Genomic DNA, 20,969 nt, shown 5'->3' with positions numbered 1-20,969 from the left:
GTCCTCGTCCCACCCGGGCGAGGACCCGGGGCCACGGGGCCGCTCGGGAGGGTTACACGGGGAAGGGCCAGGTCGGGCACCACGGCCAGACGATCTGGCCGGGGAGCGGCGGGCCCCACGGCGGGCAGGCCGGGAGGGGCGCCGGGGTGGACGGGGCGGAGGTCCACAGGACCTTGCCGTTCAGGACGACCGCGATCGCGCCCTCGTTGTAGATGGCCAGCTCGGCGCCCGGGCGGCCGCCCGTCTGGCTGTTCCACAGCGGCGTGTTGGCGGCGGAGTACACGACGAGGTTGCCGTCGCCCTGCATGACCAGCACGTTGCCGTCGGGCATGGCGCCGGGGGCCACCCAGACCGGCTTGTTGTCGCGGTAGAGCACGACGTTGCCGTCGCCCTGCATGGCGAACATGACCCGGCCGTCCGGCGAGTACCAGGCCTGGTTGCGGGAGATCGCGGTGTTGCCCGGGATGCGGGTGGGCGTGGACAGCGCCGCGACCGCGGCGGGCGCGGCGGCGGGCGCCTGGGCGACCGAGGGGGCGGCCGGGGACGGCGCTGCCGCGGCGGCGTGGGCGGCCCCGGCGGTGAGGGTGGCGAACCCGACGGCGGCGACGGCCGCCAGGGCGGCGGCCCGGGTACGGAGAGTGGTCATGGCAGGCTTGGGATCCTTCCGGACGGGGACGGCGAGCCACGGGGGCCGCCGTTCTGACGGCGCGTCATCCTGGTCCTGCGCGCCGGGCGCCCAGGCTATGGCGGCCGTCCCGGGAGGCTGCGGCAGATCGACCGGCAGCTTCCCGGCACCCCCTCGGGTCCCGGTGGCGCCCCTCCGCCCCTTGCGTGCCGACGGCTCCCGGCGGTCCCTCACGTCCCACCGGCCTCCCGCCACCCCTCGCGTCCCGCCCCGTGGAGCCGCTCCGGGCGGTGCCTCAGACCGCCGGCTTCCGGGAGGCGGCCGACTCGCCGGTGAGGAGCGCCGTGATCTCCTCGGCGAGGTGCGGGCCGAGCTCGCCCCAGCCCTCCTTGTAGCCGTAGACACCGGCGAGGGTGCGGGCCTCGTAGTCGCCGTTCATGATCTCGAAGTCGTCGGCCGTGATGAGTGCCGGGTGGGCGACGCCAACGGCCGCCGAGACCTTCATCAGCTCCTTGCGCAGGGTTCGCAGGTAGGAGGCGGCCCGGTCGGCCTTCGAGGCCGGGTCGATGCCGCGGGCCAGCCACGGGTTCTGGGTGGCGATGCCGGTGGGGCACTTGTCGGTGTGGCACTTCTGGGCCTGGATGCAGCCGATCGACAGCATCGCCTCACGGGCCACATTGATCATGTCGACGCCCAGGGCGAAGGCGACGGCGGCGTTCTCGGGCAGGCCGAGCTTGCCGGAACCGATGAAGGTCAGCTCGTCGGTCAGCCCCAGCTCGGCGAAGGTGCCGTAGACCCGGGAGAAGCCCATTCGGAACGGCAGCGACACCGAGTCGGCGAACATCCGCGGCGCCGCCCCGGTGCCGCCCTCGCCGCCGTCGATCGTCACGAAGTCGACCCCGCGGTCGCCGCGCGCCATCAGCGAGGCCAGCTCCTGCCAGAAGCCCATCTCGCCCACCGCGCTCTTGACCCCGACCGGCAGACCGGTCTCGGTGGCGAGCAGTTCGACGAAGTCGAGCATCGAGTCGACGTCGCCGAACGCGGAGTGCCGCGACGGCGAGGCGCAGTCCTGGCCCTCCGGGATGCCGCGGATCCCGGCGATCTCGGCCGTCACCTTCGCGCCCGGCAGCATCCCGCCCAGCCCCGGCTTGGCGCCCTGGGAGAGCTTGATCTCTATCGCCTTGACGGGCGCGCCGGCGACCACCTCCTTGAGCTTGTCGAGGTTGAAGGTGCCGTCCTCGTTGCGGCAGCCGAAGTACGCCGTGCCGAGCTGGAGGACGAGGTCACCGCCGTTGCGGTGGTACGGCGAGAGGCCGCCCTCCCCCGTGTTGTGCATCGCGCCCGCGAGCGCCGCCCCCTTGTTGAGCGCCGTGACGGCCGCGCCGGAGAGCGACCCGAAGCTCATCGCCGAGATGTTCACCACGCTCGCCGGCCGGAAGGCCTTGGCGCGCCCGCGCGGCCCGCCCAGCACCTTGGCCGAGGGCAGCGGGGCCTGCGGGTCGTGCGCGTCGGGCAGCGTGCCGGCGAAGGTGCGCTGCTTCAGGTAGGCGTGCCCCTGGACGTGCTCGACGTCGACCTCGGTGCCGAACCCGAAGTAGTTGTTCTCCTCCTTCGCCGACGCGTAGATCCACGTGCGCTGGTCACGGCTGAACGGGCGCTCCTCCTCGTTGGAGGTCACGATGTACTGCCGCAGCTCCGGCCCGATCGTCTCCAGCAGGTACCGGGCGTGCCCGACCACCGGGAAGTTCCGGAGCAGCGCGTGCCGCTTCTGCACGAGGTCGCGGGCCGCCAGGAGGGCCACCGCTGTGGCGGCGGCCGCGCCGATCTTCCGGGCTTGCATGGACGTTCCTCCTCGATGGACGGCTCCACCGCCGGGCGGTGGAGCCGTCGTGTCGTACGGGGTGCGGGACGGCGGGGACACGGCCAACCGGGCAGCAGCTCCGTCGAAGAATGCGACATGATGGTAAAAGGCCGCGCCGAACCTCCTGCGACCAGGGGGTGTCAGCGCGCCTTCCCGGGCGACGACGGCACGCTGGCTAGCGTGGTGCCTCCACCCGATGCCCGGTCCCGAGGAGACCCGCCATGGCCAAGATCGCTCTGTACGGCGCCACCGGCATGATCGGCAGCCGCATCCTGCGCGAGGCGCTGGACCGCGGCCACCACGTCACGGCCGTCGTCCGCGACCCCGGGAGGCTCACCGAGAAGCGGCCCGGCCTCACCGTCACCACCGGCGACGTCCTGGACCCCGCTTCGGTGACCGCCGCGGCCCGGGGCCAGGACGTGGTCGTCAGCGCCGTCGGCGGCAGTGACGGGCCCGGTCACCTCGCCACCATCGCGCCCTCCGCCGAGTCCCTGGTGGCCGGGCTGCGTTCGCTGGACGGAAAGGCCCCGCGGCTGATCACCGTCAACGGCGCCGGTTCGCTGCGCACACCCGACGGAAAGCAGGTGTGGGACGCCGAAGGACTGCCCGAGCCCCTGCTGCAGATCATGCACGCCCACGGCGACGCCCTCGACTTCTACCGCTCCGTCCACGACGTCCGCTGGACCTGCCTCAGCCCCGCCGGACAGATCGAGCCCGGCGAGCGCACCGGCACCTACCGCACCGCCCTCGACGACCTGGTCGTGGACTCCGAGGGCAGGAGCCGAATCTCCGCCGAGGACTACGCGGTGGCCCTCGTCGACGAGATCGAGCAGCGGAACCACGTCGGCGAACGCTTCGCCGTCGGCGACTGAACCCCGCGCTCCGCCGGCGGTATCCGACCGGTGGCGGCGAGAGCGGGTCGGGCCGAGGTGCGGGCGCACCGGGAACCCCTCCCCCGCCGTCTGCGCGCCTGTACGATCTCCTCACCGGAGCGGCCGGTGAAGCTCCGCTTCTCCACCGCTCCAGCGGACTTCACCGGTTCGGCGTTCTCGCCCGGGTCGGGGACGAGCCCCTGAGGAGCAGAGCGGATGACCACGCCCGAGACCTTCGCGGTCTTCTCCTCCTCCCTCGGCACCCTCGCACCGGCCCCGGTCGGGGCGGCGGCGCCGGGTGGGGGGCCGGCCGTGCCGCCCTGGCTGGCGCAGGTGTCGGAGGCGCTGTTCGAGGGCATGGACGCCGACGCGGCGCGGGCCTGGGCACGCCGTGTGCGCCGGGAGATGGAGCGGCTGAACGGCAGGGTGCCCTTCAGCGTGGTCCACGACTGGTACCGCTCCGCCGTCGGGCCGGTGCTGACCGAGGCGAGCGCACGGCGCGGCGGGTCCGTCGCGCAGCACCAGCGCGTCCAGGCGCTGCACGCGGACGCCCTGGGCGGCGGTCGGGTCGACGAGGGCACGTGGCGCGCGGCGCTCGAACCGGAGCTGCGAGAGCTCTTCCACCACGCGTACCCGTACGCCGAGGCCTACGCCGCGGCCGCGGCCGCCGCCGGCTCCTACGCGCTGGCGAACGGCTACGACGCGGCCGAGGCCGCCCAGTACGGCGAGACCTACGCGGAGCTCAACACCACGGCCAACGTGCGGGCCCATGCCGACGCGAACGCCCTGGCCAACGCGGCCGCCGTGGCGGCCGCGTACGCGGCGGCGGACCCCGCCGCCTACGCCGCGACCTGGCCGTCCGCCCAGGTCCGCGCGGTGGTGCTGGTGCACGCCGACCGGCGGGACGAGCGCGGCGAGCGCGCCACCTGGGCGCGGCTGGCCGACGGCCTCGCCGCCTGCCTGGCCCGCGCGGAAGCCGCCTGACCCGGAGCTGAGCCCGGCACCCGGGCTCAGCTCCGGGCGCGGACCGGGCGCGGACCGGATCAGCCCTTGAGCGGCCCGCCGTTGATCGCGACCCGGCGACCGTAGCGGGTGTGCGGGTGGTAGTCGTACGTGGCGTGGTGCTGGACGCAGCGGTTGTCCCAGAACACCAGCGTGTTGGGGCTCCAGCGGATGCGGCAGCTCAGCAGGGGCCGCTGGGCGGGCAGCGCGCAGAGCAGGTCGAGCAGGGCCCGGCTCTCGTCGGGCGACAGCTGGGGGATGCGCGCGGTGTAGGCCTTGTTGACGTAGAGGATCCTGCGGTCGGTGTCGGGGTGCCGCACCACCAGGGGGTGTTCGCTCTTGGGAATCACGTACCCCTCGGGCGGGGTGTAGCCCTGGAAGGCGACGAGGCCGTCGTGGATCGCGGTCAGGCCGTCGAGCAGCTCGCGCATCGTCGGGGACAGCATCTCGTACGCCAGGTGCATGTTGGCGAACAGGGTGTCGCCGCCGCTGCCCGGTTCCGGCACCCGGGTGATGTGGAGCATCGACCCGAGCGAGGGTTCGGCGTCGGCGGTGCCGTCGGCGTGCCAGCCGTTGCCGGCGACGTTGTCCGCCTCGGCGCCGGTGCTGATCTCCAGGATGTACGGATCCGCGTCGACCGGGGGCGGGTTGACCGGGCGCAGTTCGCCGAAGTGCCCGGCGAAGCGCTTGTGGTCCTCGTCCGTCAGCTCCTGGTCGCGGAACACGAGGACGTGGTGGTCGAGGAACGCCTGCTTCAGTTCGGCCAGTTGATCGTCCGACAGCTCCTTCGAGAGGTCGACGCCGGAGACCTCGGCGCCGATCACCGGAGTGACCGGGTCGACCGTGACGGTCCGGTACTCCTTGGCGGGCCTGGTGGTGACGGCCCTGACCGCGTCCAGCTCGTACTGCTCCATGACCTGCTCCTGTGGTGGGGGGATTCGGTGTCGTCACAGCCCGCGTGCCAGCAGGTCCGCGAGGACCAGCCGGCCGAAGGCCAGGTTGCCGTGGATGGAGTCGTCGGCCTCGCACAGCTCGGGGCGCTGGAAGCCGTCCGGTCCGGTGGTGCGGGACCGGAGGTCGACGACCTCGACGCCGAGCGCGTCGAGCGCGCTTCGGACCGTTTCCTGCGCGGCCGTGAACACCACCGGGTCGGACTGCTCCGGCACGCGCTGCGGCGGCAGCACGGCCAGCACCCGCAGGCCGAGGCCGAGTGCGTGGCGGTAGAAGGCCAGCGCGTCGCGGACGGTGGCGCGGACGACGGCGTCGAACAGCGGCCCGGAGAGGAAGCCCGGGGCGAAACCGCCGTCGCGGCCACGGTGGAGGTGCCAGTTCTCCCGGGTGGCGACGAAGTGCGCGCTGAGGCCGAAGGTGGACACCAGGGGGACCGTGAGGTGCCCGAGGCCGTCCGCGTCCAGGCCGGCCAGGAAGCTGCGGTAGTGGGCGTCGGCCTCGGCCTTGTGGAACACCACGTCGTGCTCGCGCGGCGCGAAGAAGTCGTCGGTGAACTCGCGCCCGGCACCGATCGGGCCGCCCTGGAAGGGGATCCGGGCGGCCTTCGCGGCTCGTCCGATCGGGCCGGCGTGCGAGTCGCCGAGCAGCAGGAACCTAGCGGGGGCGGTAGTAGTCGAGGACGGCGTCGTCACAGGTGTCCACCCCCTTCGGTCCCGCGGCCGGCGTACCGGTTCGGACCGGTCGCGGATCCGCCGAGGGCCGCGACAGCCCGGCCATGAAGTGGCGCATCACGAAGTCGACGCCCTCGGAGGTCACTTCACGCAGGTTCGGCGCGTAGAACCTGCTCCGGAACGGGAGGCCGGTGATGAGTTCGTACGACGGGAAGTAGTCGACGTCGTCGAGGTCCTCGGTCAGCTGCCCGGCCACCGTCCGCAGCAGCGACTTGGAGTAGGTGTTGGCGGTGAGCGCGTGGCCGCCGGTCGCGGTCGCGGTCAGCGGAACCGGTGAGACGGTCAGCAGGACCCGCAGCCGCGGATTGGCCTCCCTGGCCAGCGCCACGGCGTCCGTCAGGTCGCGGCGGACCTCGTCGAAGGTGAACCGGTGGAGGACGTGGCGGTCCGGGTCGAAGGTGCCGCGCACGGTGCCGGGGCAGGACGGCAGGACGGTGCCGTCGGCGCGGTCCCGCCACGCCTCGGTCAGGCCCAGGGTGAAGATCAGGCAGCCGGCTTCCGTGACGGCCTCACGGATGGCGGCGAGGGTCGTCCCCCGGGCCGCCAGCATCTCCTCGGCCGAGGCGTGGCCGCCGGGTTCGACGGACGGACGGCAGGGGTCGTGGTACCTGCCCTCGTCCAGCCACGCCCCGGTGGGCGGGGTCGTGCGGCCGAAGGCCCAGGAGAGCCACTGCCGCAGCACGGCGGCGGTGTAGATGTTTCCGGTGCGGAACGAGAACACCCCGTAGTGGCGGGCCCTGCGCTCCTGCTCGGTCAGCCCTGGCGGGGCCGGCTCCGCGTCGCACCAGTTCATGCCCTGCTCCAGCAGGGCACGGCCGATGTGCGCGGCGAAGCAGGACCCCGCGGTGAGGATCGGCTCGTCCTGCCCGATCGCGAACGCGGGCGTCCAGAGGTCGTCGATGGCGAGCGGGTCCGGCTCGGCCACGGCGGAGCGCCAGAACGAGCGCGCCGGTAGTGCCTGGTAGGGGTTCACGGGGGATGGTCTCCGATGGGTCGGACGGCGGCGGTCGAAGGAGGCGCGGGTGCGGAACGGCTGAGGGGCTGGGGCTGGTGCTGGTGCGGACCGGGCCTGCGGCCGCGCCGGGCGACGCCGGACGTCACCGGGCGACGCCGGGCGCCCCCGCCGGCGGTCCGGGCCCGATGCCGCCCGGACCGCCGGTGCGGGGAGCGCGCCGGATCACGCCCGGGGGCGGTCGGCGCGATCCCCGGGCGGGTCGTCCGACGCCTCGGCGATCGCCGCCGCCACCGCGTGCACATGCGGCGGGCGGACGATGCCGTAGTGCGTCGTGTCGAGCCGGTGCCAGGTACTGGGTTCCGGGAGGTACGGGCGCCACAGCTCCCGCTGCCGCTCCGGCGCCCCCGCCCAGGGCAGCCCCTCCACCGGCCGCCCGGCCAGCCACAGCCGGCTGGGCGTGGCGCTCAGCATCGGCATCCGGTAGTCGGCCATGCTCCGCAGGTTGGCCCGGCAGCACCGGACCAGACGTTCGGCGTAGCCGTGGGCCTCGGGCCCGGCCGGCACCGACCCGCCCTGGCCGAGCTCGTGCGAGAACACCGCCTGGAGCTGCGCGTCGTCGTACCCCTGGAAGAGCCCGCCGGAACCGGGCGGCGGCGGGTCGATCAGGTGGACGCCGTGGACCGGCCGGCCGATCGCCTCCGCCTCCGCGGCCATCCCCATCACCGCCCAGGCGCCGAAGGACCAACCGGCCAGGTGCAGCCGCCGGGTGCCGTCCGCGAAGCGTGCTCGCAGGGCGGCGGCGTAGCGGCGGGCCCGCTCGGGCAGTGTCCAGTCCGCGGTCCCGGGCCGTTCCAGCGCGGGATCGGCGATCAGACAGACGGTCGGCCGGGGGCCCAGTGCCGACACCAGGGACCGGTAGGCCTGGATGTCGCCGCCGACCGGGTGCACCAGGCACAGCACGTCGGTTCCGGTGCCCTGCTGCCAGATCTCCGGAACCACGCCCTCCGTGGCGACGGCCCTGGCGGGTGTCGCCTCGGACAGCCGGGTCAGGATCTCGCTGAGGGAGACCCGGTGGCTGAGCCGTGACAGTTCCAGCTCGACATCGAAGTGACGTTTCACCAGGCCGATCAGGTCGAGCAGGGTCAGCGAGTCGGCGCCCAGGTCGTAGAGCGGGGCGTCGGGATCGATGCGGTCGAGATCCAGCCAGTCGCACAGCCGGTCGCGGAGCAGGGCGGCCGCGCCGCCGTCTGCCGTCTCGGCCGCCACGGTGCCTCCGGCGGACACCGGCGCGGTCCCGGCGGACGGCACCGTCCCAGTGGGCAGCGCAGGAGCGGGCGGCACGAGGGCCCCGGCGCCGGGCGCCGAGTAGAACGCGCGGGATGTGTGGAGGTCGGTGGTGGAGACCAGCACCTGCGGCAGTTGCAGTCCCATGGCCCGCGCGAACACCCGCTTGCCCTCGGCCACCGTCAGCCCGACCGACAGGTGCGCCCGGTGGCGTGCGTCGGCCCGCGGCGCGCGCAGCGCCATGCCGGCCTCGCTCCACACGTCCCAGTTCACGCCGAGCCGGACCGTGCTCCCGGCGTCACCGGACGACCGGTACTGGGCGAAGCCGTCGAGCAGGCTGTTGGCGGCCGCGTAGTCGAACTGGCCGACGCCGCCGAGCTCCGCCGACATCGACGAGCAGTACACCGCCACCGACGGCCGGTAGCGCTCGATCACCTGCTCGACCAGCAGGGCGCCCTGCAGCTTGGCGGCGGACGCCCGCCCCATCGCCTCGGCGTCGCGCCGGGCGATCAGCCCGCCGCTCGCCACCCCGACGGCGTGGATCACGCTGTCGAGACGGTCGGTGCGGCGGCCGATACGGGCCATCACCTCCTCGGGCGCCGACTCGGTGAGATCGGCTTCGACCAGGTCGACCCGGTCGGCCCAGGGCGTCAGCTCCTTCGGCAGCCGCGGACTCCTGGCCAGCAGCAGGACCCGGGCGCCGCCGTTCTCCAGCAGCCAGCCGGCGATGCTGCGGCCGATCCCGCCGGTGCCGCCCAGGACCAGGTGCACGCCTCCGACAGGCAGCCCGACGGGGCCCGCGCCGGCCGTGGACACCGGCAGCGTGACCTGTTCCCACCAGTGGCCCTGGCGCAGCGCCAGCCGGCGCGGAAGGGCGGCCGCGGCCGCCGGGGGCGCGGCCTCGGCCAGCAGTGCCGCCAGCGGTACGGCCCAGTGGGCGGGGTCCGCACCGGGGACGTCGACCCAGTGGCCCGCCCCGGTTCCCTCCTGAGGCGCCACCTCGGCGGCACCGGCCAGCAGGCCCGCCTCCGGCCGCTCCACCGGGCCGTCCACCGGCCTCGCCCGGTACGACAGCCACCACGGCCTCAGCCGCAGTGGCCCGGCGGCGTCGGCCACGGCCCGCAGCAGTGCGGCCGGCGTGTCCAGACAGGCCCAGCGGGCCCGGGCCAGGCTGTCCCGGCCGACCGGTCCGCCGATCCCCAGCGGCAGCGCGTGCACCCAGTCGATGCCGTCCTCGCCCGCACCCGAACCTGTGCCCGTACCCGTACCCGCCAGTGCGTCGAGCAGCCGACCGAGCGAGGCGGGGTCGGCCGGGTCGACCTCGTAGACGTCGTCGCTCCGCCGGGCGAACGCCCCGGCGGCACGGACCCGCACCACCCGGGCGTAGGCGGCCTCGAAGGCGCGGACCACCTCCGGGGGCGCCGGTCCGTCCGTGAGCAGCACCAGCGGCCGGGAGGTCCGCGAGCCGATCGCCGAGCCCGCTCGGCGCAGCCGCGCCCAGTGCGGCTGGTGCAGCCAGGCGTCCTCCGGAAGGCGCCGCGGAACGTCGGCGGCGGCCGGGCCGGCCGGGTCCGGGGCCGTCGGGACGGGGGCCGCCGGGGCGCGGGGGAAGTCGAACTCCGCCAGCTCGAAGGCCGGCGGCGGGAAGTCCCACGGTGCCTGGGCAGGGCCGGCGGGCCAGTCGATCCGCTCGCCGGACAGCCAGGCCGCGGCCGTCTCCTCGGCGGTGAGGCCTTCGCTCGAACCCGGTGCCCCTGCGCGGGCCTCCCCCGCTCCCGCGTCCGTGATCCGGCCCGCGCCGCGCAGCCAGGCCACGGCGGCGGAGGCGTCGGGGCAGACCGCTGCCAGCCGTCGGCGGCGTGCGGGACGGCCCGCCTGGAGGTGGCGCAGCACCTGCGGATAGGCGGAGGGCCGGGCCTCCAGGTAGTCGGCGATCCGGGCGGCGTCGACGCGCAGGCCCGCTTCGCTGCTGCTGGAGAGCAGCAGGCAGGGAGGCACCGGGGTGTCCGGTGCCGCGTCGCCCGCCGTCGGGCCCGCTCCGCCCACCGTCGGGCCCGCTGTGCCCGTCGTCCCGGGGGCCGGCCGGTCGCCCTCCAGGACCGCGTGGGCGTTGGTGCCACCGATCCCGAAGCTGCTCACCGCCGCGATCCTGTCCCGGTCCGCGGGCCAGGGCCGGGCCTCGGTGGGGACGTAGAACGGCGTGGGGTCGGCGCCGAGCTGCGGATTGAGGGCGTGGAAGCCGACGTTGGGCGGGATCACGCCGTGGTGGACCGCGAGCGCGGCCCGTACCAGCCCGACCACGCCGGCCGCCGCACCCAGGTGTCCTATCTGGCTCTTGACCGAGGTCAGCGCGCAGTGGCCGGACCGGTCCAGGTCGAAGGCCTGGCGCAGGGCGCCGACCTCGACCGGGTCGCCGAGCCGGGTGGCGGTGCCGTGGGCCTCGACATAGCCGAGGTCGGCGGCGCCGCGGCCGCTGCGGCGCAGGGCGGCGCGGATCACCTCGCGTTGCCCGGCGAGCGAGGGGGCGCTGTAACTCAGCTTGTCGGAGCCGTCGTTGTTCAACGCCGTGCCGGTGATCAGGGCGTAGACGGTGTCGCCGTCGCGTCGGGCCAGCCGGAGCGGCTTGAGCACCACCGTGCCGACGCCGCTCGCGCCGATGGTGCCGCTCGCGTCGTCGCTGAAGGGCCGGCAGCGACCGTCCACGGAGAAGATGTGCTGCGGCCGGTAGCGGTATCCGCCGGTCAGGGTCGGGTCGACCAGGACTCCGCCCACCAGCATCACCTCGGCGTCGCCCTGGCGCAGCATCCCGGCGGCGACGTGGACGGCCACCAGCGAACTGGCGCAGGCCGCCTGGGTGGTGAAGGCGGGCCCCGTCAGCCCCAGGTGGTAGGCCGCCTTGGTGGCGAGGAAGTCCTTGTCGTGGTGCAGGGCCAACTGGAAGCCGTCGGGCAGGCGTTCGGGGTCGGCCTCGCGGAGCATGGACTGGAAGTAGGTGCTCTCACCGGCTCCGGCGACCAGGCCGACGCGCGCACCCGACGGGTCGGCGATCCCGGCGTGTGCCAGGGCCTCGACACAGCTCATCAGCAGGTGCCGCTGCTGGGGGTCCATCAGCCGGGCCTCCTGCCGGCCGATGCCGAAGTGGTCCGGGTCGAAGTCCAGGGGGCCGTCCAACTGGCTGCGCGCCCCGACCAGGCCGTCGGCGGCGTCGAAGTGCTCGATGCCGGTGCCGCCCGTGGTGACCATCCGCCAGAACGCGGCGAGATCGGACGCGCCCGGAAGCCGTACCGCCATGCCGACGACCGCGATCGGCTCGTCCAGGGCGATCGGGCCGACGGTGGGGGCCGGCGGCGCAGCGGCGGCGGTGGAGGCCGCGGTGGCGGCGGTGGGGCCCGCGGTGGGGCCCGCGGTGGCGGTGCGTGGGGATCCGTCGTCCGCAGCCGTTGCCGACCGGTCCAGGAAGTCGGCCAGCGCCCGTACGGTGACGTGTTCGAACAGGTCGGCGACGGTGAAGCGCAGGCCCGCTTCGGTGGTGCAGCGCAGCTGGAAGCGCATCAGGCCCAGGCTGGAGGCTCCGGCGTCGAAGAAGGTCTGCCCCGGGTCGATCGCCAGGCCGGTGACCGCCTCGAACGCCTCGGTCAGCAGGGCCTCGCGCGCCGACAGGCCTGCGGCGCGGGCCGTCGGGCGGCGCAGTTCCCGCCCGGCGGAGCGCAGCGCGCCCCGGCGGTCCAGCTTGCCGCTGGGGGTCCTGGGCAGCTCCCCCATCACCCGGAAGCGGGCGATCCGGACGTGGCCGGGCAGCATCGGCGCCAGGTGCGCGGTGAGGTCCTCGACCGTGGGCGCCTCCCCACGGCATTGCAGGCAGGCCACCAGTTCCTCACCGTCGCGGACCACCACGGCGTTGACGACGTCCGGGTGCCGCAGCAGGGCCGCCTCGACCTGTCCGGGCTCCAGCCGGTGTCCGCTCAGCTTGATCTGGTCGTCGTCCCGGCCCAGGAAGTGCAGCCGGCCCTGCCGGTCGAAGCGGGCCCGGTCGCCGCTGCGGTAGCACAGGCCGAGGCCGGGCAGCTCGACGAAGCGCGCGTCGTTGAGCGCCGGGTCTCCCAGGTAGCAGCGCGCCGCCATCGTGCCGCCGATCAGCAGGGTGCCGGCGCGGCCGGGGGGAACGGGCTCGTCGGCCTCGTCGACCACCGTGAGCACGGCGTTGGCCACCGGTCGGCCGATGGCGGGACGCTCCGGCCACAGGGCCGGATCACCGTCCAGGCACAGGCTGCTCACCACGTGCGTCTCGGTCGGGCCGTAGTGGTTGAACAGCCGGGCGCCCGGCAGGCCCGCGAACCAGCGGCGGATCGCCTCGGTGCACACCAGCTGCTCGCCGGCGGTGACCACCTCCCGCAGCCGCGAGGGGTAGCGGCCCAGGTGGACGCCGTGCTCGGCGAGGAGCTGGAGTGCCACGTAGGGCATGAAGACGCGCTCCGCACCGGCCGTCTCCAGCTGCTCCAGCAGCGTGGGGGCGTCCTGCCGCCAGCCGGGCCGGACCAGGTGCAGGCAGCCGCCGCCGCACAGCGTCCCGAAGACCTCCTGGAAGGACACGTCGAAGGAGAGCATGGAGAACTGCTGGGTGGCCGCCGGGGCCGCCAGTCCTCCCGACTCCGCCTGCCACTGCAGCAGGTTGCACAGGGTGCGGTCGGACACCTGCACGCCCTTGGGGACACCGGTGGAGCCCGAGGTGAACAGGGTGTAGAGCGGTCGGGCGCCGCGGTGCGCCGGGGCGGCGGGTGCGGTGGGCGCGGCGGCGGGCGCGGCCGCCGCGGTGGCGGGTGACAGCACCACCGGATGGCGAGCGACGCGGCCCGGGTCGACCGCGTCGAACTCCGGGTCACCGCCCGGGGGCAGCAGCACGCACAGCGGCTCCACCTGGTCCAGCACCTGGCGGCGCAGGGCCGGTGGATAGGACGGGTCGAGCGGCACGATGGTCACGTTGAGCCTGGCCAGCGCCAGCAGCGCCACCACGTGCTCGACCGACGGCCCCAGGTGCAGCGCGACGCAGCACGGACGGTCGTCCCCGTCCGGCAGCGGGTGGTCGGCCCGCAGCTCGGCGGCGAGCGCCGCCGCGTGGGCGTCGAGTTCGGCGTAGCTCACCGGTCGGCCGTCGGACATCAGGGCCGGTGCGTCGGGGGTGCGGGCGACCTGCCGGGCGAAGCCCTCGGCCACCGTCGTCCAGGCCGGCACCGTCGGGGCGCCGCGACCGGGTTGCGGCAGTCCGCGGCGGTAGGGTGCCGCGAGCTCGGCCGGGGTCGCCGTCCCGCCCTCGGCCAGCAGGTCGAGAGCCCGCCGGAACAGGCCCGCCATCGCCGCCACCTCGGCGGCGTCGAAGCGGTCGTCGGCGTACTCCCACAGGCAGTCGAGACCGCCCTCGCGCTCGACCACGGACAGCGTCATCGGGCACTTGGCCTCGGCCGGGGCCCACCACAGCGGGCGGGCGGCGCAGCCGGGCAGGGCCAGCGCACCGAAGTCGGTGTTCTCCAGGACGAACAGGTAGTCGAACGGGGAGTCGCCCCGGGCCGGCTCCCGGTCGGCCAGGACGTCGGCCAGCGCCACGTCCTGGCGGTCCAGCACCCGGCGGGCTTCGGCGCCCTGGCGCAGCAGCTGGCCGCGCAGCTCCTCGCGGGGCGCGACGGCCTGCGGCAGCAGCACGGTGTTGGCGAACATGCCGACGCTGCCCTCGAACTCCTGGACCGGCCGGTTGGCCACCGGTGCGGCGATCCGCGGCCTGGCCGCGCCGGTCACCCCGTACAGGCTCCAGGCGAAGACGCCGAGCAGCAACTCGAAGCGGGTCATGCCCAGTTCGGCGCAGATCCGGTCCACGGCGGCGCGCCGCACGACGTCCAGCGAGGTGTGCAGCAGGCCGGCCCGGGAGAAGGGCGGGGCTCCGGCCCGGTCACCGGACTCGTGGTCCACCGCCTCCTCCGACCGGGCGTAGTGGGCCCGCAGTTCGGCGCGCTGGGCCAGGTAGGCGGGGCCGGCGAACCAGTCGGCCTGCCAGGCGGCGTAGTCGAGCGGGGTGGGCACCGGGGCGGTGTCCGTCCGCCGCGAGGCCTCGGCGGCGCCGCCGAGGGCGTGCCGGTAGCCGGACGACAGGTCGTTCAGCAGGACGTTGAGCGACCAGCCGTCGACCGCGATGTGGTGCAGATGGAGCAGCAGCACCCCTCCCCCGTCCTGCGGCAGCCAGCGGGCGCGCAGCATCCGGGGGCGGGCCAGGTCGAACGGCACGGCGAAGAAACGTTCCGCCATGGCGCGCGCATCGTCCTCGCCGCCGATGCCGACCACCCCCGGGCCGGGTTCGGCCCGCAGGCCGGGTTCGGTCCCCGGGCCGGGTTCGGTCCACGGGTCGTACGGGTCCCCGACCAGCTGGCGCAGGCCCTCGGGCGCGGCCTCGAAGGCGGTGCGCAGGGCCGCGTGGAGCCGCACCAGCTCCCGCAGCGAACCGCGCAACGCGTCGGTGTCGACCGGGCCGTCCAGGCGGAAGGCCAGTTCCACCGCGTAGGCCCGGGAGCGCGGCGCCCGCTGCTGCAGCAGCCACAGGCGCTGCTGCTCGCTGGTGGCGGACGCCGAACGTGCCCGGGTGGGGGCGGGCGGCACCGGGTACGGCGAGTCGGCGGCTCCGGCCTCCGCCACCGCCCGGGCGATCCCCGCCACGTCCCCGGTCAGCACACGGGCCTGGGGCAGTTCGCAGCCCCAGCGCCGGCGCACCTCGAAGCGCAGCCGCAGCGCCTTGAGCGAGTCGCCGCCGGAGGCGATCCAGCGGTCGTCCAGCCGCAGGTCCGGCACCCCGAGCACCTCGGCCGCCAGGGCCAGCACCTCACGCTGCCGCGCGGTGACGGCCGCGGCGCCCGGACGGTCGCCCTCCGGGCCGCGCCAGGGCCGGTCACTGCGGCGCAGCAGGGCGGCCCGGTCGACCTTGCCGTTGGCGTTCAGCGGGAGCGCGTCCACGAGGTGGATGTGATGGGGCCTCATGTAGCCCGGCAGCCCGGCCGCCAGATGGCGGTCGAACTCCTCGAACGGGACCTCCTCCCCGAGTACGACGTACGCCAGCAGCTCGTTCGGGCCGTCCTCCCCGAGCCTGCGGGTGCACACGTACGCCTGCCGCACCGCCGGATGCGCGACGATCTGCCGCTCCAGCTCGCCGGGCTCGATCCGGAAGCCGCGGACCTTCACCTGGCGGTCGGCGCGTCCGACGTACTCGACCAGGCCGTCGGCGTCGGCGCGCACCAGGTCGCCGGTGCGGTAGTGCGTCGTGCGGCCGTCGTCGTACCAGGGCAGCCGGACGAACCGGCGCTCCGTCTCCTCGGGCAGCTTGCGGTAGCCGGCCGCGAGACCGGCGCCGGACAGATGGAGTTCGGCCACCTCCCCGGGCGCCGCGACCCGGTCGCCGTCCGGGGCCACCAGCACGGCCCCGGTCCGCGGCAGCACCCGTCCGATCGGCACCAGGTCCCCGTCGAAGTCGCGCGGGATCGGGTGGCACAGCGCGAAGGTGGTGGCCTCGGTGGGGCCGTAGACGTTGTGCAGCCGGGTGGGGGCCGCCGCGTTGTGCCGGTACCAGCGGCGGATCAGCCGGGCGTTGAGCTGCTCGCCCCCGACCAGCAGCTGTCCGACCCCGGCGAAGCAGGACGGCTCCGTGTCCACCACCGCGTTGAACAGGGCCACCGTGACGAAGGCCGTGTCGATGCGCTCCCGCAGCAGGGCGGCGGCCAGCCGGTGCGGCGTCTGAACGGCCTCGTCACCGAGGACGACGCAGCAGCCGCCGGTCAGCAGCGGCACCCAGACCTCGAAGCTCAAGGCGTCGAACGCCGGATTGGACAGGCACGAGTAGCGGGCTCCCTGCTCGATGCGGATGTACCCCGGGCTCGCCAGCCGCAGGATGCCGGCGTCCCGCACCTCGACTCCCTTGGGGCGGCCGGTCGTGCCCGAGGTGTAGAAGAGGAAGGAGACCGGCGCCCCGGTGAAGACCGCCTCCCGGTCGCCCGGTCCGGCCGCGAGCAGCGCCGCCGCCTCCAGCGGGCGCACCCGACCCGGCAGGTCGTCGGGTGCCGTCCCGCCGTGGACCACGGCCACGCTGGACGAGTCCGTCAGGATGTGGCGTCGGCGTTCCGCCGGGCTCTGCGCGTCCAGCGGGACGACCAGGGCGCCGAGCCGCAGGACGCCCAGCATGACGCAGACCAGCTGCCAGGAGCGCGGCAGGCAGACCGCCACCGCCTCACCGGGGCGGACGCCGGCACGGCGCAACCCGTGGGCCACCGCCGCGGCGGCGGCCTCCAGGCCCGTGTAGTCCAGCCGGACGTCGCCGTCGACCAGCGCGACGGCCCGGGGGGTGCGCAGGGCCTGCTCGTGCACCGCCAGGGCGAGGCCGGTGGCCGTGGGCGTGACGGGGGCTGCGCTCACGGCGCTCTCGGCGGGCATCAGGCCTCCCCGGCGGGCGCGGCGGACGCGGCGGACGCGGCGGACGGTTGTCCGGGTACGGGTTCGGCCGGGGCGGGCGGGGGCACCGGATGGCGGTCCAGCTCGGCCGCGATCAGCTCGGCGATCCGGGGCACCGCCGCGCTCTCCAGCAGGTCCCAGTGGCCGCCGGCGACCGGCTCGACCAGCAGGCCGCCGCCGGCGCGCCGCTGCCAGAACGCGCGTACGGCATGCGCCAGTTGCTCCTCCTGTTCCCGGTTCGCGTTCCCGCCGGCCGATGCGTCCCCGGCGGCCTCGACCAGCACCAGCCGGGCCGGTGAGGGCGGCGTCCGGTAGTCGCGGGCGGTCATCCGGTTGTGGTTGTAGATGCGGAAGTACCGGTCGACCTGCTCGTCCTCGATCCCCGGGTACATCCCGTTGAACCTGATGAGCTTGTCGCGGAATTCGGCCATCGGCACGGGCTCGATCGAGGCGAGCTGCTCCGTGTCCTCGGTTCCGTGGGTGTCGAGCAGCACCACGCTGAACCGGGTGTGCCCGGCCTGGGCCAGTCGGCGCCCCATCTCGTGGGCGACCAGGCCGCCGTAGGAGAGACCGCACAGCACCAGCGCCTCGTCCGGACGGGGGTCGACCAGTGCCAGGTACTGCTCCGCCATGGCCTCGACCGTGGGCAGTGGTGTCTCCCCGGGGTTGATCCCGGGCGACTGCACCCCGAGGACGCCGACCCGGTCGGGAAGCGCCGCGGCCAGCGGCAGGTAGCAGAAGGCGGTACCGCCGGCCGGATGGACGCAGACCACCCGCTGTCGTCCGTCCCCCCGGCGGAACTCGACCAGGTTGCCGTCCGGTGCGCCCGACGCCCCCGCCCGGAGCCGTTCGGCCAGGGCCTCGATGGTCGGGTTCTGCACGAGATCGCGGATCGGCAGGGTCTCGCCGAACTCCTCACGGACGGCCAGGGCCACCTTGATGGCGGATATCGACGTGCCGCCCAGATCGAAGAAGTTGTCGGATATCCCGATGCCGGGGTGGAGCAGCACCCGCCGCCAGATGCCGTGCAGCGTCATCTCCACGTGGTCCCGCGGGCTCGCCGTGTTGACCCGGGCACGGGTCGCGGAGCGGGCCGCGTCCAGCAGCGCGGCGCGGTCCGGCTTGCCGCTGCGGTTGAGCGGCAGCCGCGGCAGTTCCACGAAGAGCGCGGGGATCATGTAGTCCGGCAGCCGCCGCGCCAGGGCGGCACGCCACTCGTGCGGTCGGCGCGGCTCCGCGTCGCCCCGGCCCAGGCCCGCTACCAGGCGCAGCTCGCCCGCGGCGTCGCGGTCGGCCAGCACCACCGCCTCCCGCACGCCGGGGAGGGCCAGCAGCGCGGCCTCGATCTCCCCCGGCTCGATCCGGAAGCCGCGCAGTTTGACCTGGTCGTCGCCGCGACCGAGGTACTGGGCGTTGCCGTCCGGAAGCCAGCGGGCGAGGTCCCCGGTGCGGTACAGGCGTTCACCGGGCGCGAAGGGGTCGTCGACGAAGCGCTCGGCGGTCAGGTCCGGACGGTGCAGGTAGCCCCGGGCCAGGCTCGCCCCACCGAGGAAGACCTCGCCGGTCACCCCGGTCGGCACCGGCCGGAGCCGCCGGTCGAGCAGGTAGAGGCGGGTGTTGTCGAGGGGGCGGCCGATCGGGCACGGCCGGTCCAGCGGCCGCGGGTCGGTGTAGGCGGTGCTGTACAGGGTGGCCTCGGTGGGCCCGTAGCCGTAGCAGACGCGCAGGCCGGGCAGCGCCTGCTGGATGCGGTGCAGCGCCTTCTCCGGGAGGGACTCCACCCCGGTCAGCAGCTGACGGAGCACCAGCCCGTCCAGGCGCGCCTCGGGGTCCTCGTCGATCCACGTGACGTAGGACGGCGGCAGGAAGGCCTGCACGACGCGGTGCTCGCGCATCCAGCCCAGCAGTTCCTCCGGGTCGCCGCGCAGCTCGTCGGGGACCAGGTGCAGCACGGCGCCGGTGGTGAGCGGCATCAGCAACTCGTGCACCGAGGCGTCGAATCCGATGCTCGACCAGGCGGAGGCCGCCTCGCCGGGGGTGGCCCCGAAGCGCGCCAGCCAGGTGTCGAAGAGGTTGAGGACGCTGCCGTGGGTCACCGCCACGCCCTTGGGGCGGCCGGTGGAACCGGAGGTGTGGATGACATAGGCGAGCTGCGACGGCCCGACGGTGATCCCCGGTGCGTCGTCGCGCTCCGCCTCGGCCTCGACCGCCCGCACCGGCTGCCAGCCCCCGGGCGGCACGTCGGCGTCGCTGAGCACCAGGGCCGGCGCCGCGTCCTCGACCATCGCGGCCAGCCGCTCGACCGGCTGCCCCGGGTCCAGCGGCAGGTAGGCGGCGCCGGCCTTGAGGATGCCGAGGACGCCCACCACCAGCTCGGTCGAGCGCCCGGCGTGCAGGCCGACCACCTGGTCCGGGCCGACGCCGCGGGCGATCAGCGCGTGCGCCAGCCGGTTGGCGCGGCGGTCGAGCGCGGCGTAGTCGAGCCGCTCCCCTGCCCGGACCAGGGCCGGACCGGTGGGGCGGGTTCGGACCTGGGCCTGGAAGCGCTCGACCAACCCGGCCGGGGCGGCAGCGGCGGGCGTCACCGACCCGTCGGCGCGGTCGTCCGGGTCGTCCCGGTCGTTCTGGCAGGTGCCGTCGTCCCGGTGGGCCCGGTCGGCGCCGCTCCACTCCGACAGCACCCGGCGGCGCTCCTCCTCGTCCATGAGTTCCAGCTCGTCCACGCCCAGGTCGGGCCGGTCGACCAGCTGGGCCAGTACCCGGAGCAGATAGCCCGCGTAGCGCTCGGCCGTCGGGTGGTCGAACAGCGCGACGGCGTAGTCCAGATGGCCGACCACCCGGCCGTCGTCCTCCTCCGCCAGCGACAGGGCCAGGTCGAACTTGGCCCCGGCGTACGGGATGCCGAGCGGCTCGACCTCGATCCCGGCCAGGTCCAGCAGGCCCTTCCGGGAGGGCTGCCAGGCGACCATGGTCTGGAACAGCGGGGTGTGGGCGGTGCTGCGCGGCGGGTTGATCAGCTCCACCACCTGCTCGAACGGCAGGTCCTGGTGCTTCAGGGCGGCCCGCAGCGCGCCGCGCACCTGCTTCAGCACGGCCGACCCGGTCGGCGAGTCCGCCAGGTCGACCCGCACGGCCAGGGAGTTGACGAAGAATCCGATCAGGTCGGAGAAGGTGCCGCGGCGGCGGTTCGCCGTCGGGACGCCGACGACGATGTCGGTCTGCCCGGTCAGCCGCGACAGCACCACGGACCAGCCGGCCAGCACGGCCGTGAACAGGGTCCCACCCTGCCGGCGCGCGAGCGACGTGAGGGCGGTGCCGAGTTCCCCGTCGATGGAGAGCGGCACCCGGCCGCCGCGGTGGTCCTGCTCCGGCGGGCGGGGGCGGTCGGTGGGCAGTTCGAGCAGGGCCGGGGCGCCGGCGAGGGCTTCCCTCCAGTGGGCGGCCTGCACCGCCGGTTCGTCCCCGCACGCCCACTCCCGCTGCCAACGGGTGTAGTCGGCGTACTGCAGGGGCAGCGGCGTCAGCGGGGAGTGCGCGCCGTCACGGAAGGCCGTGTACAGCGTTCCGAGTTCGCGCAGCATCACGGTCATGGACCAGCCGTCGAAGACCGCGTGGTGCAGGGTCAGCAGCAGCACGTGGTGCTGCTCGGCCAGGACGATCAGACGGCCGCGCGCCAGCGGGCCGCGGCTCAGGTCGAAGGGCGTGTCGGACTCCGCGCGCTGTAGGGCGGTGACGCGCGCCCCGGCGTCCGGGAGCCCGGTCAGGTCGTCCACCGCGAGGGTGTAGCCGGAGTCGGGCGGACCGATCAGCTGGTGGAGGCCGTCTCCGCCGGCGACCAGCCGGGTGCGCAGGACCTCGTGCCGGGAGACCAGTTCGTCGAGCGCACGGGCGAGCACCGCCCGGTCGAGGGTTCCGCGCAGGGTGAAGGCCAGGGTCTCGTTGTACGCGGCGTTGGCGCCGTCCAGCTGGGACAGCGCCCAGAGCCGTTGCTGTCCCGGCGCGGGCTCCGGGAGCCGGACCCCGGCCGCCGCCGGGGTGTCGGCCCCGCGCGCGGGACGCGTGTCCGCCTGGTCGGTGGTGGTGCCGTGGGGCTCGTACGTCTCCGACAAGGCCAGACCTTTCCTGGGGGAGGGTCGTTGCAGGGATCGACGGCGCGGTGGCGGTTCGTGGGGGGAGCGGCCGGTGACCCCGGTGGTACGGATCGGATCGCCTG

9 protein-coding genes are annotated in these 20,969 nt (G+C 74.8%); 2 read left to right on the top strand and 7 right to left on the bottom strand.

Going from position 1 to position 20,969, the window contains the following annotated elements:
- Nucleotides 1-52: 52 nt before the first annotated feature.
- Together ACWGKU_RS17990 and ACWGKU_RS17985 are read right to left on the bottom strand one after the other, a co-directional pair.
- Entirely contained in the window at nt 53-646 is a 594-nt protein-coding gene (locus ACWGKU_RS17990) for a hypothetical protein (protein WP_452178550.1), read from the bottom strand.
- A 274-nt stretch (nt 647-920) separates the two neighbouring features.
- Entirely contained in the window at nt 921-2,465 is a 1,545-nt protein-coding gene (locus tag ACWGKU_RS17985; protein WP_452178551.1) for an FMN-binding glutamate synthase family protein, read from the bottom strand.
- A 242-nt stretch (nt 2,466-2,707) separates the two neighbouring features.
- Between ACWGKU_RS17985 and ACWGKU_RS17980 the strand changes: the two genes are divergently transcribed.
- Both ACWGKU_RS17980 and ACWGKU_RS17975 read left to right on the top strand, forming a co-directional pair.
- Nucleotides 2,708-3,358, top strand: a complete 651-nt coding sequence (locus tag ACWGKU_RS17980) for an NAD(P)-dependent oxidoreductase (protein ID WP_401055069.1) — start codon at nt 2,708-2,710, stop codon at nt 3,356-3,358.
- A gap of 216 nt (nt 3,359-3,574) precedes the next feature.
- Complete coding sequence (locus ACWGKU_RS17975) at nt 3,575-4,342, top strand: SpcZ (protein WP_452178552.1); 768 nt, start codon at nt 3,575-3,577, stop codon at nt 4,340-4,342.
- A 59-nt stretch (nt 4,343-4,401) separates the two neighbouring features.
- Here the strand turns inward: ACWGKU_RS17975 and ACWGKU_RS17970 are convergent, their stop codons facing one another.
- From ACWGKU_RS17970 to ACWGKU_RS17950, 5 genes are all read right to left on the bottom strand, one after another.
- Entirely contained in the window at nt 4,402-5,274 is an 873-nt protein-coding gene (locus tag ACWGKU_RS17970) for a TauD/TfdA dioxygenase family protein (RefSeq protein ID WP_401051843.1), read from the bottom strand.
- Nucleotides 5,275-5,307: 33 nt separating this feature from the next.
- Entirely contained in the window at nt 5,308-6,003 is a 696-nt protein-coding gene (locus ACWGKU_RS17965) for a hypothetical protein (protein WP_452178553.1), read from the bottom strand.
- Nucleotides 5,966-7,015: a GSCFA domain-containing protein gene (locus ACWGKU_RS17960; protein WP_452178554.1), complete on the bottom strand. Its 1,050-nt coding sequence runs from the start codon at nt 7,013-7,015 to the stop codon at nt 5,966-5,968. Before ACWGKU_RS17960 ends, ACWGKU_RS17965 begins: the two co-directional genes overlap by 38 nt.
- A 204-nt stretch (nt 7,016-7,219) precedes the next feature.
- Nucleotides 7,220-16,738: an amino acid adenylation domain-containing protein gene (locus ACWGKU_RS17955; protein WP_452178555.1), complete on the bottom strand. Its 9,519-nt coding sequence runs from the start codon at nt 16,736-16,738 to the stop codon at nt 7,220-7,222.
- Nucleotides 16,738-20,871, bottom strand: a complete 4,134-nt coding sequence (locus ACWGKU_RS17950) for a non-ribosomal peptide synthetase (protein ID WP_452178566.1) — start codon at nt 20,869-20,871, stop codon at nt 16,738-16,740. Before ACWGKU_RS17950 ends, ACWGKU_RS17955 begins: the two co-directional genes overlap by 1 nt.
- Nucleotides 20,872-20,969: the final 98 nt, after the last annotated feature.

The organism is Kitasatospora sp. NPDC054768 (assembly GCF_053612025.1).
The sequence above is the reverse complement of the archived record's forward strand: the minus strand, read 5'-3'. Positions and strand labels throughout refer to the sequence as shown.

Coding starts and splice junctions, on each gene's coding strand:
- ACWGKU_RS17990 (WP_452178550.1), bottom strand. CDS start 646: ATGACCACTCTCCGTACCCGGGCCGCCGCCCTGGCGGCCGTCGCCGCC.
- ACWGKU_RS17985 (WP_452178551.1), bottom strand. CDS start 2,465: ATGCAAGCCCGGAAGATCGGCGCGGCCGCCGCCACAGCGGTGGCCCTC.
- ACWGKU_RS17980 (WP_401055069.1), top strand. CDS start 2,708: ATGGCCAAGATCGCTCTGTACGGCGCCACCGGCATGATCGGCAGCCGC.
- ACWGKU_RS17975 (WP_452178552.1), top strand. CDS start 3,575: ATGACCACGCCCGAGACCTTCGCGGTCTTCTCCTCCTCCCTCGGCACC.
- ACWGKU_RS17970 (WP_401051843.1), bottom strand. CDS start 5,274: ATGGAGCAGTACGAGCTGGACGCGGTCAGGGCCGTCACCACCAGGCCC.
- ACWGKU_RS17955 (WP_452178555.1), bottom strand. CDS start 16,738: ATGCCCGCCGAGAGCGCCGTGAGCGCAGCCCCCGTCACGCCCACGGCC.